Below are 15,819 nucleotides of genomic sequence, written 5' to 3'. Positions count from 1 at the left end.
GCCGGGCTGCACGCTTGAATCGGCGGCCCGCAGCCTGTATCAGCGCTTGTCTTGACGCCGACCGCCCGAAGGACCGCCCATGCGTGCCGATACCCAGACCACCATCGATTCCATCCGCAAGTCGCTGCGCCTGCTCGCGCAGCGGATGGACTGGGACACCGCGCCGCACCGGCTGGAGGAGATGAACGCCATGATCGAGGATGGCGATCTGTGGTCCGATCCGGCCCGCGCGCAGAAGCTGATGCGCGACCGGCAGATGCTTCTGGACGCGGTGGAGACCTACAAGCGGCTGTCCAGCAATCTGGACGCAAATGCCGAGATGGTCGAACTGGCCGCGGACGAGGGCGACGCCGATCTGGTCGCCGAGGCCGAGGCGAACCTGAAAGCCATCGCCGAGGAAGCCGCGCAGAAGGAACTGGAGGCGCTGCTGGACGGCGAGGCCGACGGCAACGACACCTTCCTTGAAATCAACGCGGGCGCGGGCGGCACGGAAAGCTGCGACTGGGCCTCGATGCTGGCGCGGATGTATACCCGCTGGGCCGAGAAGAAGGGCTACAAGGTCGAGCTTCAGTCGGAAACATCGGGCGAAGAGGCGGGCATCCGCAGCGCCTCGTTCAAGATCAGCGGGCCGAACGCCTATGGCTGGCTGAAGTCCGAATCCGGCGTGCACCGGCTGGTCCGCATCAGCCCCTTCGACAGTTCGGCGCGGCGGCACACGTCTTTCTCGTCGGTCTGGGTCTATCCGGTGGTGGACGACAATATCGAAATCGACATCCCCGACCGCGACATCCGCATCGACACCTACCGCTCGTCCGGCGCGGGCGGGCAGCACGTCAACACCACCGACTCGGCGGTGCGGATCACCCACCTGCCGACGAACATCGTCGTCACCAGTTCGATGAAATCGCAGCACCAGAACCGCGAGATCGCCATGAACGCCCTGCGCTCGCGGCTGTATCAGCTGGAACTGGACAAGCGGAACGCGGCGATCAACGCCGCGCACGAGAACAAGGGCGATGCCGGCTGGGGCAACCAGATCCGGTCCTACGTGCTGCAGCCCTACCAGATGGTGAAGGACCTGCGGACGGGGGTGGAGACCAGCGACACCCAAGGGGTGCTGGACGGCGATCTCGACGCGTTCATGGCCGCGACGCTGGCGATGGACGTGGCCGGGAAAAGCCGGGCCGAGGCCAATGTCGAGGACTGAACGTCCCTGAAGCGCGCCGATTGGCTGCGGCTGCCGTTCGTCCAGGCCTGCCTCCGGCGGGGATATTTCAGCGAAGAAGAAAGCTGGTCCGGCCGGGTTTCGGTCCGTTTTGCGGCGGTCGATGGTCCGCTGGCGTGATGAGGGGTTGCGACCCCTGCGCCGCGCAAGCGCGATCGTGTTCACCGCCGCCCGTCGCTCTGCTACGCTGCGCCGCAGCTTGACGGAGGGGCCATGGCCAGACGGATCAACATCGCCCTTCAGGGGGGCGGGGCGCATGGCGCGTTTTCCTGGGGCGTGCTCGACCGTCTGCTGGAAGGCGACGAGATCGAGATCGACGGGATCAGCGGCACCTCGGCCGGGGCGCTGAACGGCGCGGCCCTGAAGGCGGGTCTGGCCGCCGCGCCCGGAGGCGCGGGGCGCGAGATGGCGCGCGAGAATCTGCGCCATGTCTGGAGCCAGGTCAGCCGCTACAGCGACAACCGGCTGGTGCGCTGGATGTCGAGCCTGTTCCCGGTGCCGCCCGGCCTGCAACGCATGGCGGAGCTCTATTCGCCCGCCGCATGGCTCGAAGGCGTCACCCGCGTCTTCAGCCCCTATGACTACGGCCCGTTCTACAGCAACCCGCTCGCCTCGATCATCCGCGGGATGCCGACCCCGGAACTCGCCGCGTCGGGCGGTCCGCAGCTTTTCGTGACCGCGACCACCGTGCGGACCGGGCGGGTGCGCATCTTCTCGGGGGCCGAGGTGACGGCGGAGGCGGTGATGGCGTCCGCCTGCCTTCCGACGCTGTTCCGCGCGGTCGAGATCGTGGACCCGGCGACCGGACGAAGCGAGGCGTTCTGGGACGGCGGCTATTCCGGCAACCCGGCGCTTTACCCGCTGTTCGGGACCGACCTGCCGCGCGACATCGTCATCGTGACGATCAACCCGATGCTGCGCGAGGCGGTCCCACGCAGCCCGGTTGAGATCCAGGACCGGATCAACGAGATCAGCTTCAATTCCTCGCTGCTGCGCGAACTGCGCGCCATCCAGTTCGTCAAGCGCCTGACCGCCGAGGGGCGGCTGACCGGGCGCGGCATGAAGGAGCCGCTGGTCCACATGATCTCGGACGAGGAGCTGATGAACTCGCTGGGGGCGCGCAGCAAGTCGCTGCCGGGGCCGGGGCTGGTGAAGCGGATGTTCGAGGCGGGCAGGGTGGCCGCCGAAGGATTCATCGGCGGCGATCTGGCCAATCTGGGGGAACGTGATTCGGTCGATCTGCCGGCGCTTTACGGCTGACTGCCGGTCCCTTACGCCCCGGCGGCGGCGATCCGGGCCGCGAGCCGCGCATTGTTCAGCACCAGCGCCGTGTTGGCGGCCAGCGAGCGGCCTTCGGTCAGCGTGAAGATCCGGTCCAGCAGGAAGGGCGTCACGTCCTTGGCGGCGATGCCCTGCGCGCTTGCCTCGGACAGCGCCTGCTCGACCAGCGGCATGATCTCGGGGCGCGGAATTTCCGCGTCCGCCGGAATCGGGTTCACGACCAACTGCCCGCCCGGCAGGCCAAGCGCGCGGCGCATCCGGGCGGCGGCGGCGATCTGTGCCGGATCGTCCATCCGCAGCGGCGCGGGCAGGCCGGAATCGCGGCTCCAGAAGGCGGGCAGGGCGTCCTGGCCGACGGCGATGACCGGAACGCCCAGCGTCTCCAGCACCTCCAGCGTGCGCGGCAGGTCGAGGATCGCCTTGGCGCCCGCGGACACCACCGTCACCGCAGTCTGCGCGAGTTCCTGCAGGTCGGCCGAAATGTCCATCGTCTGCTCGACCCCGCGATGCACGCCGCCGATGCCGCCGGTGGCGAAGACGCGGATGCCGGCCAGCGCCGCGCAGATCATGGTGCCCGCGACGGTGGTTGCCCCGGTGCGGCCCGTGGCGATGGCGACGGCCAGATCGGCGCGGCTCAGCTTCATCACCGAGCCCTCGGGCCGGGTGGCAAAGGATTGCAGCGTCCCGTCATCCAGCCCGATGCGGATGGTGCCGTCGATCACGGCGATGGTCGCGGGGGTTGCGCCGCCCTCGCGGATCGCGGCCTCCACGTCGCGGGCCATTCCGACGTTCTGCGGATGGGGCATCCCGTGGGTGATGATCGTCGATTCCAGCGCGACGACCGGGCGGCCTTCGTCCAGCGCGGCGCGAACCTCGGGGGTGCAGGCGAGCGGAAGTGCGGTCATGCGGATTGTCCTGCGACAAGAGCGGCGGCGGCGGCGGCTTGAAGCGCGACGGCCGGAGCGGCACCGGCTCGACCCCCACCGCGTCCGGCACTGCGCGCCGCCACGCCGCCCGGCACAAGGGCGATCCGCCCCGGCACGTCGTCCCCTGCTTGCATCCGCAGGCGGGTGCGGCCGATCACGTCCCACAGCACCGCCCGATGCAGAGCACATCGGGGCGGGGCGGGGACATGTCAGCCAAGGCGCAGCATCCGGTGCTTCTTGCGGCCGATGGAGACCTTGATGCCGCCGCCGATCTCGTCGGCCGTCAGCATCCGCTGCGGGTCGGTCACGAGGTCGTTGTTCAGCCGCAGCCCGCTTTCGGCAATCAGGCGCTTGGCCTCCTTGCCCGAGGCGGTCAGCCCCGACTGGGCCAGCATCTGCACCACCGACAGCCCCTCGCCAATGGCCGAGGGCGGCAGGGTCACGACCTCCAGATCGCCCCCGGCGCCGCCCTGCTCGAACACCTCGCGGGCGGTCGCCTCGGCGCTGGCGGCGGCGTCCGCGCCGTGCAGCAGGGTCGTCACCTGATTGGCGAGGATGATCTTGGCGTCGTTGATCTCGGCACCCTGAAGCCCGCCCAGACGCTCGCATTCCTCGACGGGAAGCTCGGTGTAGAGCTTCAGGAACCGGCCCACATCGGCGTCGGTCGTGTTGCGCCAGAACTGCCAGAACTCATAAGGCGACAGCATGTCCGCCGACAGCCAGACCGCGCCGCCCGCCGACTTGCCCATCTTGCGCCCGTCGCTGGTGGTCAGCAGCGGCGAGGTCAGGCCCCAGACCTCGGCATCCAGCACCCGGCGCGTCAGGTCCACGCCGTTGACGATGTTGCCCCACTGGTCCGACCCGCCCATCTGCAAGCGGCAGTCGTAGCGGCGGTAAAGCTCCAGGAAATCGTAGGCCTGAAGGATCATGTAGTTGAATTCGAGGAAACTCAGCGACTGTTCCCGGTCCAGCCGCGACCTGACAGACTCGAAGGACAGCATCCGGTTGACGCTGAAATGCCGCCCGATGTCGCGCAGGAATTCGAGGTAGTTCAGGCTATCCAGCCACTCGGCGTTGTTGAGCATCAGCGCCGCGTCGTCGCCATAGCGCAGGTAGCGGCCGAAGACCCGCGCCATCCCGTCGATGTTCGACTGGATCGCGGCGTTGTCCAGCAGCGGCCGTTCCTCGGACCGGAAGGACGGATCGCCCACCTTGGTCGTCCCGCCGCCCATCAGCGTGATCGGACGGTTGCCCGTCTTCTGCCACCAACGCAGCATCATGATGTTCAGCAGGTGCCCGACATGCAGGCTGGCTGCCGTCGCGTCATAGCCGATATACGCCGTCACCGGACCTTCGATCAGCGCATCGTCCAGCGCCTGCAGGTCGGTGCAGTCGGCCATGTAGCCGCGCTGGATCATGATGCCTAGGAACTCGGATTTGGGGCGGTAGGTCATCGGCGTTTTCCTTCTGTCCCGTCCGCCTATACAGGGGGGCAGGGTCAAGGAAAAGCGGGGCGGAAATGCTGGCGCTGGGGATGATGTCGGGCACCTCGCTCGACGGGGTGGACGCGGCGCTGATCGACACCGACGGCGAGCGCATCGCCGGTTTCGGGGAGAGCGGCTATCAGCCCTATTCCGCGGACGAGGCGTCCGTGCTGCACGCGGCCCTCGGCCGCTGGCCGGGAGAAGCGGGCGTGGCCGAGGCCGCCTCGCTGACAGTCGCCGCCCATGCCGAGCTGGCGGACCGCTTTCCGCAGGCTGGGGTGATCGGCTTTCACGGCCAGACGCTCGCCCATGATCCGGGCGGGCGCGGCACTCATCAGGCGGGGGATGGCTGGCGGCTCGCGCGGCTCACGGGGCGGCGGGTCGTATGGGACTTCCGGCGCGAGGATGTGCGGCAGGGCGGGCAGGGCGCGCCGCTCGCGCCGTTCTTCCACCATGCGCTGGCGCGGTGGGCAGCTGAGCAGGGGCGGATCGAGGCGGCGCCGGTCGCGTTTCTGAACCTCGGCGGGGTGGGGAACCTGACCTTCACCGACCCGAGGATCGCGCGGCCCGAGGATGCCTGCCTCGCCTTCGACACCGGCCCGGCGAACGCGCCGCTGAACGACCTGATGCGCGCCCGCCTTGGGGCAGCGCGGGACGAGGGCGGCGCGCTGAGCGCCGGCGGGACGCCGGACGAGGCCGTGATCGCCGCCTTCCTGCGCCATCCCTTCTTCGACCGTGAGCCGCCGAAGTCGCTGGACCGCGACAGCTTCGCCGGGCTGGGCAGGGCGGTCGCGGGGCTGCCTGACGCGGATGCAGCGGCGACGCTGACCCATGCGGCCGCGGCCTCGGTTCAGGCGGGGCTGCGGTGGTTGCCGCAGGCGCCCGCCGCGCTGCTGGTCTGCGGCGGCGGGCGACACAATGCGCCGATGATGGCGGCGTTGGCCGAACGGACCGGGCTGCCGGTGCAGCCGGTCGAGGCTTTGGGGCTCGACGGCGACATGATCGAGGCGCAGGCCTTCGGCTGGCTCGCCGTGCGGGTGCTGCGGGGGCTGCCGACCTCGGCCCCGCGCACGACCGGCGCGCCGGGGCCGGTCTGCGGCGCGCGGATCAGCGGGCCGCGCTGACGGGTCCGTGTTCCCGAGCGGAGCACCTTGATACGGCAGGCCAAATCGGTGCGGAACAATTGTCCCGCGTCAGGGTTGACTGCCTGATGCGAGACGGCCCTGCGCCGCCGCCCGAGCGATTTTCGAAAGGAACCACCGATGAAAGCTCTGCTTCTTGCCGCCACCTCGTCGCTTGCGCTGACCGGGTTCGCCGTGGCCCAGACCGCGACCGACACCACCACCGACTCCACCCCGCCGGCGACCAACGCCGCACCGGGCGCCTCGGCCGATACCGACAGCAACGCCGCCGGCAGCGCGACCACCCAGGACGCCGGCGACACGGGCGGGACGGATGCCGCGACCGATTCGGACACGATGGGCACCACGGCCGGCACCACCGCCGCCCCCGCCGACGCGACGGCGACCAGCACCGAAGGCAGCTCGGCGACCGGCATCACCTCGTCCACGACCGATCCGGGCACGGACGTCACGGCTGACACCACGACGCCGATGACCCACACCACGATGGACGGCACGGCGACGACCACCACCGACACGACCGGCACCGACGCGGTGACGACCACGACCACCGACACCATGGCCACCGACACGATGTCCTCGGATTCCGTGGCCACCGCGCCGGTCGTGACGGATCAGGACGCCACGACGACCACGGTCGTCACCGGCGACACCGCCACGGTCGCAGCGCCGGACGTGGGCGCCCCGGCGCTCAGCGCCGAGGCGCCCGGCCTGCTTGCCTCGCGCATCATGGGGATGCGGATCTACACGACCAACCAGCCGTCCAGCACCGCCTGGGAAGGCTTCGACCTGGCCGAGCGGCCCGCCGATTGGGGCGACATCGCGCAGGTGGACGACCTCGTCTTCGACGCGAGCGGCGATCTGCGGGGCTACATCGCCGATATCGGCGGCTTCCTCGGGATCGGCGCCAAGCAGGTTCTGCTGGGCGATCAGGCGCTGCACATGGTGCGGGTGGGCGATGACGTGTTCTTCGCCACCAACTTCACCAAGGAAGAGCTGGAAGCGCTGCCGGACTTCGACACGACGACCGTCATGCGCTGAATTCTTCAATATAAACAAGACCAAAAGGGGCGCCTTCGGGTGCCCCTTTTTGCCGTTCGCATGGAACGAATCCGCCATCCGCCCGTTAAAGCCGCAGGGGTCCGCCAAGGGTTGGGCCTGTCCGAAACGATCCAGCTGAAAGGTAACTCCATGCTCAAGCAACTTCTTGGGACCGCCGCTGTCATGTCGTTCGTGGCATCGGGCGCATTCGCCCAGGCTACCGCTCCGGTCGATGGCACGCCCCCGGTCGGAGGCGACGCCGCCGTGACCGGCACGGTCGATACGGACGCCGCCGTCGTTGCCACCGACGATGCCGCGGTCGTCGGGACCGATACCGACGCAGCCGTGGTCGGAACCCCTGACGCCGCGGGCGCGACCATTGCCGCCCCTGTCGCGGGCGGGGAAGTCGTCGTCGAACAGGGCGAGCCGGTCGTGAACGTCGATGTGCCCGATCCGGTCGTGAACGTGCGCCAGGCCCCGCCGCAGGTGACGGTCGAGCAGCCCGAGCCGACCGTGACCGTCACCCAGGCCCCGCCCGAGGTGACCGTCGAGCAATGCGCCCCGGTCATCCACGTGACCCAGGCCGAGCCGACCGTTCAGGTCAACATCCCGCAGCCGCTCGTCTCGGTCGCGCTGGCCGATCCCGAGGTCATGATCGAGGGCGCCGAGCCGGTCGTCACCGTGGAAACGCCCGAGCCGGTGGTGAGCTTCATCACCCCCGAGCCGCGCGTTGCCGTCGAATCGGCCGAAGCGGTGGTCAATGTCACGGATGCCGAGCCGCAGGTGAACGTGGCCCGCGCCGATGCGGCGCAGGTTCAGATCATCCAGAACGAGGCCGACGTGAATGTCGATCAGGCCGGCGAGCCCCAGGTGGCCGTGACCGACGCCGAGCCGGTGGTCGATGTCGCGCCGGCGGCCGACGCTCAGGTCACGGTCGAAACCGCCGACGCCGCGGTTGACGTGACCGGGGCCGATGCCGCGGTCGCCGTGACCGACGTCGAGAGAGACGCCGCCCTTGTCGATTTCGCCCCGGTGATGGCGAGCGATGTGGTCGTGCGTGAAGGCTATGCGGTCGTTCCCGCTGGCGAGGTCACTGCGGACGAGCTGGACGGAACCCCGGTCTATGCCGCCGGTGACGAGCAGATCGGCGACATCAACGACGTGGTCGCGGACGAATCCGGCCAGATCCAGCAGGTGATCGTCGGTGTCGGCGGCTTCCTGGGGATTGGCGAACGTGACGTCGCCTATCCGTTCGACCAGGTGTCGCTGCAGCGTCAGGCGGACGGCTCGGACCTGCGGGCCTATGTCGGCACGACCGGCGAGCAGGTGCAGAACCTGCCGGAATACACCCCCGCAAACTGATCGGCGGACGGTGAGATGAAGGAAAGGCTCCGCCACCGCGCGGGGCCTTTCTGCATGATGGCCGCTTTGTTGCGCCCCGCCCGCGCAATCCGCTTGACGTGCGCGCGGCGGATGCGTAAACCCCCGGCACTCCGACAGGCGTCGGGGTGGTCTGCGCGGTTGTAGCTCAGTTGGTTAGAGTACCGGCCTGTCACGCCGGGGGTCGCGGGTTCGAGCCCCGTCAACCGCGCCATCACCACCGAACGCCCGGTCGCAGGAAGTGCGCGGTTGTAGCTCAGTTGGTTAGAGTACCGGCCTGTCACGCCGGGGGTCGCGGGTTCGAGCCCCGTCAACCGCGCCATTTCCCTTCCTTCATCCATCATTTGCTGCATGCGGGCGTTGCCCGCGGGGCTTTCCAAGGCCGCGTCAATCCCTATGCTGGCCCGGCAAAGGAACGAGGTTGGACGATGTCAGGCGAAATCGACTATGGCGGGATGATGCACCGTGCAATGCAGGGGCTGATCGCCGATGTCCTGCAAGGCATCGCCGACAACGGCCTTCCGGGCGAGCATCATTTCTTCATCACCTTCGATACGCATGACGACGGGGTGGAGATGGCCGACTGGCTGCGCGAGCGCTATCCCGACGAGATGACCATCGTCATCCAGCACTGGTTCGAGAACCTGAAGATCACCGATGAGGGTTTCTCGATCACGCTGAACTTCGGCAATGCGCCCGAGCCGCTGGTGATCCCCTTCGATTCGATCCGCACCTTCGTGGACCCCTCGGTCGAGTTCGGCCTGCGCTTCGAGACGCAGGAAAGCGACGATGAGGACGAGGCGGACGAGGACGGGGAACAGGGCGCGTCCGAGGCCGATTCCTTCCCGCCCGAGGGCGGGGCCGAGGTCGTGAGCCTCGACAAGTGGCGGAAGTAGGCGTCCCGCATACCAAGGCATACGATTGCCAAGGCGGCCCGCCGGCCCTAGAACCCCCGCAACCGTGAAAAGGGGGCAAGCATGACCGACACCCGCACCGAAACCGACAGCTTCGGCCCGCTCGAAGTGCCCGCCGACAAATACTGGGGGGCGCAGACCCAGCGGTCGATCCGCAACTTCCCGATCGGCTGGGAAAAGCAGCCCGTCGCCATCATCCGCGCGCTCGGCGTCGTCAAGCAGGCCGCCGCGCAGGTGAACATGTCCACGGGCAAGCTGGACGGCGGCATCGGCAAGGCGATGGTTCAAGCGGCGCAGGAAGTCGTCGCGGGCAGGTTCGACGACAACTTCCCGCTGGTGGTCTGGCAGACCGGCTCGGGCACGCAATCGAACATGAACGCGAACGAGGTCATCTCGAACCGCGCCATCGAGATTCTCGGCGGCGAGATGGGGTCCAAGACGCCCGTCCATCCGAACGACCACGTCAACATGGGCCAGTCGTCCAACGACACCTTCCCGACCGCGATGCACGTCGCCATCGGCATGATGGCCCGCGACGTGCTGCTGCCGGGGCTGGAAAAGCTGGCCGCCGCGCTGGAAGCCAAGCGTGACGAGTTCAAGGACATCATCAAGATCGGCCGCACCCACACGCAGGACGCAACGCCCCTGACGCTCGGGCAGGAATTCGGCGGCTACGCCCATCAGGTCCGCATGGGGATCGAGCGGGTGAAGCTGGCCCTGCCGCAGATCTACGAACTGGCGCAGGGCGGCACCGCGGTCGGCACCGGTCTGAACACGAAGAAGGGCTGGGACACCGCCATCGCGGCCGAGATCGCCAAGATCACCGATCTGCCCTTCGTGACCGCCCCCAACAAGTTCGAGGCGCTGGCCGCCCATGACGCGATGGTGTTCTTCCACGGCGCGCTGAAGACCATCGCCGGAAGCCTCTTCAAGATCGCCAACGATCTGCGCTTCCTCGGCTCGGGCCCCCGCTCGGGTCTGGGCGAGCTGATCCTGCCGGAAAACGAGCCGGGCTCGTCGATCATGCCGGGCAAGGTGAACCCGACCCAGGCCGAGGCGCTGACGATGGTCTGCGCCCATGTCATGGGCAACGACGCCGCCGTGGGCTTCGCCGGGTCGCAGGGCCATTTCGAGCTGAACGTCTTCAACCCGATGATGTCTTACAACGTGCTGCAATCCATGCAGCTTCTAGGCGACGCGGCATCCAGCTTCACCGACAACATGGTCGTCGGCACGCAGGCCAACACCGCGCGCATCGAGAAGCTGATGCAGGAATCGCTGATGCTGGTGACGGCGCTCGCGCCGACCATCGGCTACGACGCCGCCACCAAGGTCGCCAAGACCGCGCACAAGAACGGCACGACGCTGAAGGAAGAGGCGATCGCGCTGGGTTACGTGGACGCGGAGACCTTCGACCGCGTCGTCCGCCCGGAACTGATGATCGGTCCCGAGGATTGATGACCCCGAGGGGCGCCCCCGCGGCGTCCCGCAGAAAGGGCCGCGATGCAGATCACGCCGCAACTGATGTTCGAGGGCCGCGTGGACGAGGCGCTGGCGCTGTGGCGCCGCGCCTTTCCGGACATGCAGGTGACGCCCGGCATCCCGGCCACGGTGGAAATCGCCGGCCAGCGGCTGCGGCTGTTCGACAGCCCGGTTCACCACGATTTCACGCTCACCCCGTCCTTCTCGCTGACCGTCGCCTGCGCGGACGAGGCCGAGCTGCGGCGCCTGGCTGACGTGCTGGGCGAAGGCGGCGCGGTGCTGATGGAGCTTGGGGCATACGACTTCTCGCCCTGCTACACCTGGATCGTGGACCGGGTGGGCGTCAGCTGGCAACTGATCGTGGAGCCATGAGTGGGCGGGACTCCGGCAAGGTCGTCAACCTGCGGCAGGCGCGCAAGTCGGCTGCCCGCAATACCAAGCGCCGAACAGGTGACGAGAACGCCGCCCGGTTCGGCCTGACCCGCGCCGAACGCGCCGCGCAGGCGGACGCGGCGGCCCGCGAGGGTCGCAAGCTCGACCAGCACCGGCTGGACCGGGATGGCGACGGTCAGGACAGCGGCGGGCAGGATGGCTGACGCTTCCGCCCTTCGGCTGCCGCCGCTGACGCCGCCCGTCAAGCGTTCGGTCATGCTGGAAGGGCACGCCACCAGCGTCAGCCTCGAAGATGCATTCTGGCGCGCCTTGCAGGACGAGGCGCGGGCGCGGCACATGACGCCGGCGCAGCTCATCTCGCAGGTCGATCACATGCGCCCGCCCGAGGTGGGGCTCGCGACCGCGCTGCGGCTGTTCGTGCTGGCGCAAGCCCAGCTTGCGCCGCCCCGGCGCGGCGATTAGAAACCGGGCCACACAGCGAAAATCCGCAAACAGGACGCACGCACATGGCAGGCCATTCGAAATGGGCCAACATCCAGCATCGGAAGGGTCGGCAGGACTCGATCCGCTCGAAGCTGTTCTCGAAGCTGGCGAAGGAAATCACCGTCGCCGCCAAGATGGGCGATCCCGACCCCGAAAAGAACGCGCGGCTGCGTCTGGCGGTGAAGGAGGCCAAGTCGAACTCGGTCCCCAAGGACGTGATCGACCGCGCCATCAAGAAGTCGCAAGGCGGCGACGCGGAAAATTATGACGAGATCCGCTACGAGGGCTACGGCCCCGACGGCGTTGCGATCATCGTCGAGGCGATGACCGACAACCGCAACCGCACCGCGTCGAACGTGCGGTCCTATTTCACCAAGCATGGCGGCGACATGGGCCAGACCGGCTCGGTCGCGTTCATGTTCGATCGGGTGGGCGAGATCATGTATCCCGCCTCTGCCGGCGATGCCGACACGGTGATGATGGCGGCGCTGGAAGCGGGCGCGGAGGACGTGGAATCCGACGAGGACGGCCACTGGATCTACTGCGCCGACACCGACCTGAACGAGGTGTCGATCGCGCTGGAGTCGGCTTTGGGCGAGTCGGAGTCGGCCAAGCTGATCTGGAAACCGCAGGCCCCGGCCGAGATCACCGATATCGAGACCGCGCAAAAGCTGATGAAGCTGATCGACACGCTGGAAGATGACGACGACGTGCAGAACGTCACCGGCAATTTCGACCTGTCCGAGGACGTGGCCGCCAGGCTGGGCTGACCCGCGAAGCCCGTGGGGGGCGCGTTCGCGGCGCCCTTCAGCGTTAGGGCATGTCCCAGCCGCTCGGCACGTCGCGCCGGGCCAGCCGCAAGGCGAGGCCCGCGAAGGCCCCACGCCGATGGCGATGGTCAGGTCCGCCAGCACCGTCAGCAGCAGCGTCATGAGCAACAGCACCCTGTCCGAGCGCCGCGCCCGCATGTAACCGCGCCACTTGTGCGGCTCGCTCATGTTCCAGGCGGTCAGCATCAGCGGCCCGGCAAGCGCCGGCATGGCGAACTGCCCGGCGAGCGGCGCGGTCACCACCATCACCAGCAGCACCGTCAGCGCATGGACGACGCCCACGACCGGCGTCCTGCCGTCCGCGCGGACGTTGGTCGCCGTGCGGGCAGTCGCCCCGGTCGCCGGCAGACCCCCGACGAGGGCCGAGCCGATATTGGCCCAGCCCTGCGCCAGCGCCTCGGAAACTGCCGGTTCAGATCGCGGTAATCCGCGGTAGCCGCATGACGAATGCGCCGCAACGAGCGTCTTGATCAGCGGCACTACGCTCGCGGCTTCTTTGGCCTGCGGCCTGCACCTCGTGATATCCAGCATCTCACACAGGATCTCGGCCTCGAGCGTCGTGCGGCCAAGCGGGCGCTCGAACTCCCGGATTCGGCCCTCGATCTGCCGGACAGCCCGGTTGCTGGCCAAATCGTCATCTTCGGACACGGCCACGGCTCCCACCTCCAGCAGGAGACGACGCAAACGATAGAGCGGGCCCGGCGCAACGCCATTAGCGCGGGCGACCACCCGATGCCGGCAGTCTCATCGAGCGTCTCCTCAACGAAATTCGACTGATCCGGCTGGTTGACGCTGCTGTCTTTCGGATTGTCGCGCCATCAGCGGCCGGACTCGTACTAACGCCATTGTCGTCCGGGATCTAGAGGATCGTACTGGCGGGCGCGAATGCCTTCGATTGCGGGTGTTGGTCGCTATGAATTCCTGCCTCTTGCCTTCGTCGTCGTTCAAGGACATCGGGTGGAAACCTGTTCATCATAAGCGGGCGGTCTCCTGGCTGACTCTTGGTTGATGACGACGCCGCGCTCGTGCGGCAGATCTTCGACGTTGCGCAGCGGCAGCCACAACCAAATCAGGAGCGTTATCGTCAGTCGGATGATCGCGGGCGTGAAGCCCCGGAGGCCAGTGCCGGGTCGCGCTGAGAGGGCAGGGGTTACATTCCCGCCGCGGCCGGTTCTCTTAAGGTCTTGCCGTCCGGTTGATGTGTTGTTCCGGGGCGCGGCTTTCGGCGTTTCGTTCCCTCTCCGCCGGTCTTCGGTAAGGGAAGAGAGTATCTCGGCGATCTGGCCGTCCGGCATCCTCGGACCCTCGTCGATACGGGCGCCGCGAGCTTTTGCTTCGGCCAGCAGGGGCGTCTCTGCGGGCTCCATGATCACATCCGCGACCAGCATTCCGGGCGTGATCTCGGCCGGATCGACAGGGAGCGGATCATCTGACCGCAGGCCGGTGAGGTACTGTTGATGATGATGTCGTGCCCGCTGAGAGGCCCGCCCAAATCCAGCGACAGGCTCGGGAAGATACTCCGAGATCGTCCTGCGAGACCCATGAGCTTGTCTTGCGAGCGATTGACGAGCGTCAGGTGCCCGATGCCTTCTCGGCCATGGCAAAGGCGATGGCGCTTGCGGCGCCGCCCGCGACGACCAGACAGAGGCGGCGCCGGGCGATCGATTCGCCGGCCGCGATCCTGCCGGCGACGGAACCCCGGCCGTCGAGCAGGTCGCCGCTCAGCGTCCCGTCCCTCTCGCGCCGAACGACGCCGAACATGTGCCGGGCCTTGCCGATCTTGTTGAAGAGCTGATCGGCCGCGACCCACATAAAATCAGGATACATGAGCTCGAGAACCGGGATCACGCGGCCATCCGCCGCCAGCCCGCCCGCGACACCGGTAAAGGCGTTCTCGCCGATCGGGGTTCCGATCACCCGGTCGGGGATATCGGCTTTCAGCCCGCGGGTGGTGCCGTTGGTGCCGCCTTGAGCGGGTGCACGTCCTCGCCCGGAATGACGATCCGGTCATCCGTGGCCATGCGGCGGTGCATGACATCGGCCACCGTGTCGATGAACTTCGCTTCCGCGAACGGGGCGGTGAAGCTCTCCTCCTCCTCCGTCCGCGCGCCGGCGAATTCCGACAGGTCGCCCCGCGGGCCGAAGTCGCGGAAGCTTTCCTCGGGCCAGAGCGCCGGGATGATCCGCCGCTTGGCGTGCGCCGTCTCGATCAACTCGCCCGCGACCTCGTTCATCAGGGCGACGCATAGGTCGCGCAACGCCGCCGCCGCCTCGTCGCGTCGTCGCCGAGGATCTTCCGCTGGCCCAATTCGGGGCCAGCGCGAGCAGCCGATCGCGGTGGCGCCACTCCGCCTCTTCCTCCTTGGTCCGGTAACCGCGCCCAGGCGGCACGGGCGGTCATGGGTACGCCGTCGCCCACCGTGGCATTGGTGCCGAGATTGCGTGATTCTGCAGATGCATCGATTCGCCCCGGCCCCGGCAGAAGCCCTGCGAAAGCCCGAAGGTTTCGGCATGCGTCCGTTTGGCCAGCAGGCGGATATCGCCGCCGAGCTCCGCCTTCGGATCGATACCCCGCGGCGCGACATGGGACAGCGCCTTGGCCAGGAACTGATGATGCGCCGGGGGCGAGCCGTTGATCTGGTCGCCGGGCCGCAGGCTGGGGGCTGACCCGACTGCGCCCGCTTTCTGGCTGATGGCGGAATCGGCGGCGCCGTGGACCGGACCCTGCGCGGCAAGTTCCAGCACCTTTTCCTCGAAGGCCCGGATCAGTTCCATCTGCGCCAGCATCGTGCCACCCGTGGCCAGGTCGAGCGCCGCCCAATCGCGTAGCGCGGATCTCGCGCCATGGGGTGGAAGCGGAAAGGTCGACGACCTCGGGCATGATGGTCTCCTGGGAGCGGCGCGGCGGTCAGGCGGCGAGAAGCCGCCGTCGACCGGCAGGACGGCGCCGGTGATGTAGCTGGCCCAGGACGAGGCGAGAAAGAACGTGGGACCGACGATCTCGGCCGTCTTGCCGATCCGCTCCATCATGGCCCTTCAGCGCGATCGTCAGCTTCTGCTCAACCAGCACCACCGCGGCCCCCTTGCGTTGATGTCGGCGATCATCTCGGCCACGGCGGCGACGATCCTGCGGGCCAGCCCCTCGGCAGTGTCCCAGCGGTTGGTGTAGGAGGCCGCGCGCGGAGCCCCGGCGTAGCGCAGCGCGCGGCCGGGCGTGACGCTGGCGGCCATCGCCGAT

At 68.2% G+C, this 15,819-nt stretch carries 18 protein-coding genes, 2 tRNA genes and 2 pseudogenes; 13 read left to right on the top strand and 9 right to left on the bottom strand.

The window, feature by feature from the left end:
* Window positions 1-79: 79 nt before the first annotated feature.
* Both prfB and KTN05_RS07670 read left to right on the top strand, forming a co-directional pair.
* Window positions 80-1,207, top strand: a complete 1,128-nt coding sequence (prfB, locus tag KTN05_RS07675) for a peptide chain release factor 2 (protein WP_217328807.1) — start codon at window positions 80-82, stop codon at window positions 1,205-1,207.
* 231 nt (window positions 1,208-1,438) lie between these two features.
* Complete coding sequence (locus tag KTN05_RS07670) at window positions 1,439-2,485, top strand: patatin-like phospholipase family protein (RefSeq protein WP_217328806.1); 1,047 nt, start codon at window positions 1,439-1,441, stop codon at window positions 2,483-2,485.
* An 11-nt stretch (window positions 2,486-2,496) separates the two neighbouring features.
* Here the strand turns inward: KTN05_RS07670 and KTN05_RS07665 are convergent, their stop codons facing one another.
* Together KTN05_RS07665 and tyrS are read right to left on the bottom strand one after the other, a co-directional pair.
* Window positions 2,497-3,411: a pseudouridine-5'-phosphate glycosidase gene (locus KTN05_RS07665; protein WP_217328805.1), complete on the bottom strand. Its 915-nt coding sequence runs from the start codon at window positions 3,409-3,411 to the stop codon at window positions 2,497-2,499.
* A gap of 230 nt (window positions 3,412-3,641) precedes the next feature.
* Window positions 3,642-4,886 (bottom strand): tyrosine--tRNA ligase, encoded by a 1,245-nt coding sequence (gene tyrS / locus KTN05_RS07660; RefSeq protein WP_217328804.1) that lies wholly within the window; start codon window positions 4,884-4,886, stop codon window positions 3,642-3,644.
* A gap of 65 nt (window positions 4,887-4,951) precedes the next feature.
* On the opposite strand from tyrS, the gene KTN05_RS07655 reads away from it, so the two are divergent.
* The 11 genes from KTN05_RS07655 to KTN05_RS07605 all read left to right on the top strand — a co-directional run bounded on the left by KTN05_RS07655 (window position 4,952) and on the right by KTN05_RS07605 (window position 12,521).
* Window positions 4,952-6,040, top strand: a complete 1,089-nt coding sequence (locus KTN05_RS07655; protein ID WP_217328803.1) for an anhydro-N-acetylmuramic acid kinase — start codon at window positions 4,952-4,954, stop codon at window positions 6,038-6,040.
* Window positions 6,041-6,178: 138 nt separating this feature from the next.
* Complete coding sequence (locus KTN05_RS07650; protein ID WP_217328802.1) at window positions 6,179-7,099, top strand: PRC-barrel domain-containing protein; 921 nt, start codon at window positions 6,179-6,181, stop codon at window positions 7,097-7,099.
* A gap of 150 nt (window positions 7,100-7,249) precedes the next feature.
* Window positions 7,250-8,461, top strand: coding sequence for a PRC-barrel domain-containing protein (locus KTN05_RS07645; protein WP_217328801.1), 1,212 nt, complete (start codon window positions 7,250-7,252; stop codon window positions 8,459-8,461).
* Window positions 8,462-8,616: 155 nt separating this feature from the next.
* Window positions 8,617-8,693, top strand: a tRNA-Asp gene (locus KTN05_RS07640).
* A 31-nt stretch (window positions 8,694-8,724) separates the two neighbouring features.
* Window positions 8,725-8,801: transfer RNA gene (locus tag KTN05_RS07635), tRNA-Asp, on the top strand.
* A 106-nt stretch (window positions 8,802-8,907) separates the two neighbouring features.
* Window positions 8,908-9,375 carry an SspB family protein gene (locus KTN05_RS07630; protein ID WP_217328800.1) on the top strand — a complete coding sequence of 156 codons (468 nt, stop codon included), beginning with the start codon at window positions 8,908-8,910 and terminating at the stop codon, window positions 9,373-9,375.
* A gap of 81 nt (window positions 9,376-9,456) precedes the next feature.
* A complete protein-coding gene (gene fumC, locus KTN05_RS07625; protein WP_217328799.1) occupies window positions 9,457-10,851 on the top strand; it encodes a class II fumarate hydratase in 1,395 nt (464 codons plus the stop codon).
* A gap of 45 nt (window positions 10,852-10,896) precedes the next feature.
* Window positions 10,897-11,247 (top strand): VOC family protein, encoded by a 351-nt coding sequence (locus KTN05_RS07620; protein ID WP_217328798.1) that lies wholly within the window; start codon window positions 10,897-10,899, stop codon window positions 11,245-11,247.
* On the top strand, window positions 11,244-11,471 hold the full coding sequence (locus KTN05_RS07615) for a DUF4169 family protein (RefSeq protein ID WP_217328797.1): 228 nt from the start codon (window positions 11,244-11,246) through the stop codon (window positions 11,469-11,471). The genes KTN05_RS07620 and KTN05_RS07615 overlap by 4 nt, the downstream gene beginning before the upstream one ends.
* Entirely contained in the window at window positions 11,464-11,730 is a 267-nt protein-coding gene (locus KTN05_RS07610) for a ribbon-helix-helix domain-containing protein (protein ID WP_217328796.1), read from the top strand. The genes KTN05_RS07615 and KTN05_RS07610 overlap by 8 nt, the downstream gene beginning before the upstream one ends.
* Before the next feature lie 44 nt (window positions 11,731-11,774).
* Complete coding sequence (locus tag KTN05_RS07605; protein WP_217328795.1) at window positions 11,775-12,521, top strand: YebC/PmpR family DNA-binding transcriptional regulator; 747 nt, start codon at window positions 11,775-11,777, stop codon at window positions 12,519-12,521.
* Between the two features lie 216 nt (window positions 12,522-12,737).
* Here the strand turns inward: KTN05_RS07605 and KTN05_RS07600 are convergent.
* The 7 genes and pseudogenes from KTN05_RS07600 to KTN05_RS07570 all read right to left on the bottom strand — a co-directional run.
* Window positions 12,738-13,112 (bottom strand): annotated as a pseudogene (locus KTN05_RS07600) (SulP family inorganic anion transporter); the annotation flags it as partial.
* Window positions 13,094-13,348 (bottom strand): annotated as a pseudogene (locus tag KTN05_RS07595) (IS3 family transposase); the annotation flags it as partial. The pseudogenes KTN05_RS07600 and KTN05_RS07595, both read right to left, overlap by 19 nt.
* Window positions 13,349-13,525: 177 nt before the next feature.
* Window positions 13,526-13,969: a hypothetical protein gene (locus tag KTN05_RS07590; RefSeq protein ID WP_217328794.1), complete on the bottom strand. Its 444-nt coding sequence runs from the start codon at window positions 13,967-13,969 to the stop codon at window positions 13,526-13,528.
* A gap of 184 nt (window positions 13,970-14,153) precedes the next feature.
* Window positions 14,154-14,498 carry a hypothetical protein gene (locus KTN05_RS07585; protein ID WP_371823299.1) on the bottom strand — a complete coding sequence of 115 codons (345 nt, stop codon included), beginning with the start codon at window positions 14,496-14,498 and terminating at the stop codon, window positions 14,154-14,156.
* A gap of 20 nt (window positions 14,499-14,518) precedes the next feature.
* On the bottom strand, window positions 14,519-14,839 hold the full coding sequence (locus KTN05_RS07580; RefSeq protein ID WP_217328793.1) for a hypothetical protein: 321 nt from the start codon (window positions 14,837-14,839) through the stop codon (window positions 14,519-14,521).
* A 139-nt stretch (window positions 14,840-14,978) separates the two neighbouring features.
* Complete coding sequence (locus KTN05_RS18550) at window positions 14,979-15,611, bottom strand: SDR family oxidoreductase (protein WP_217328792.1); 633 nt, start codon at window positions 15,609-15,611, stop codon at window positions 14,979-14,981.
* A gap of 18 nt (window positions 15,612-15,629) precedes the next feature.
* Window positions 15,630-15,819: hypothetical protein (locus KTN05_RS07570; protein ID WP_217328791.1), on the bottom strand; the 190-nt coding region annotated here is incomplete at its 5' end.

This window comes from Paracoccus sp. Z118 (assembly GCF_019061185.1).
Classification (GTDB): domain Bacteria; phylum Pseudomonadota; class Alphaproteobacteria; order Rhodobacterales; family Rhodobacteraceae; genus Paracoccus.
Note: the sequence above shows the minus strand (reverse complement) of the source record. Positions and strands in the feature narration are given on the sequence as shown.

Coding starts and splice junctions, on each gene's coding strand:
- prfB (WP_217328807.1), top strand. CDS start 80: ATGCGTGCCGATACCCAGACCACCATCGATTCCATCCGCAAGTCGCTG.
- KTN05_RS07670 (WP_217328806.1), top strand. CDS start 1,439: ATGGCCAGACGGATCAACATCGCCCTTCAGGGGGGCGGGGCGCATGGC.
- KTN05_RS07665 (WP_217328805.1), bottom strand. CDS start 3,411: ATGACCGCACTTCCGCTCGCCTGCACCCCCGAGGTTCGCGCCGCGCTG.
- tyrS (WP_217328804.1), bottom strand. CDS start 4,886: ATGACCTACCGCCCCAAATCCGAGTTCCTAGGCATCATGATCCAGCGC.
- KTN05_RS07655 (WP_217328803.1), top strand. CDS start 4,952: ATGCTGGCGCTGGGGATGATGTCGGGCACCTCGCTCGACGGGGTGGAC.
- KTN05_RS07650 (WP_217328802.1), top strand. CDS start 6,179: ATGAAAGCTCTGCTTCTTGCCGCCACCTCGTCGCTTGCGCTGACCGGG.
- KTN05_RS07645 (WP_217328801.1), top strand. CDS start 7,250: ATGCTCAAGCAACTTCTTGGGACCGCCGCTGTCATGTCGTTCGTGGCA.
- KTN05_RS07630 (WP_217328800.1), top strand. CDS start 8,908: ATGTCAGGCGAAATCGACTATGGCGGGATGATGCACCGTGCAATGCAG.
- fumC (WP_217328799.1), top strand. CDS start 9,457: ATGACCGACACCCGCACCGAAACCGACAGCTTCGGCCCGCTCGAAGTG.
- KTN05_RS07620 (WP_217328798.1), top strand. CDS start 10,897: ATGCAGATCACGCCGCAACTGATGTTCGAGGGCCGCGTGGACGAGGCG.
- KTN05_RS07615 (WP_217328797.1), top strand. CDS start 11,244: ATGAGTGGGCGGGACTCCGGCAAGGTCGTCAACCTGCGGCAGGCGCGC.
- KTN05_RS07610 (WP_217328796.1), top strand. CDS start 11,464: ATGGCTGACGCTTCCGCCCTTCGGCTGCCGCCGCTGACGCCGCCCGTC.
- KTN05_RS07605 (WP_217328795.1), top strand. CDS start 11,775: ATGGCAGGCCATTCGAAATGGGCCAACATCCAGCATCGGAAGGGTCGG.
- KTN05_RS07590 (WP_217328794.1), bottom strand. CDS start 13,969: ATGCTGGTCGCGGATGTGATCATGGAGCCCGCAGAGACGCCCCTGCTG.
- KTN05_RS18550 (WP_217328792.1), bottom strand. CDS start 15,611: ATGATGGAGCGGATCGGCAAGACGGCCGAGATCGTCGGTCCCACGTTC.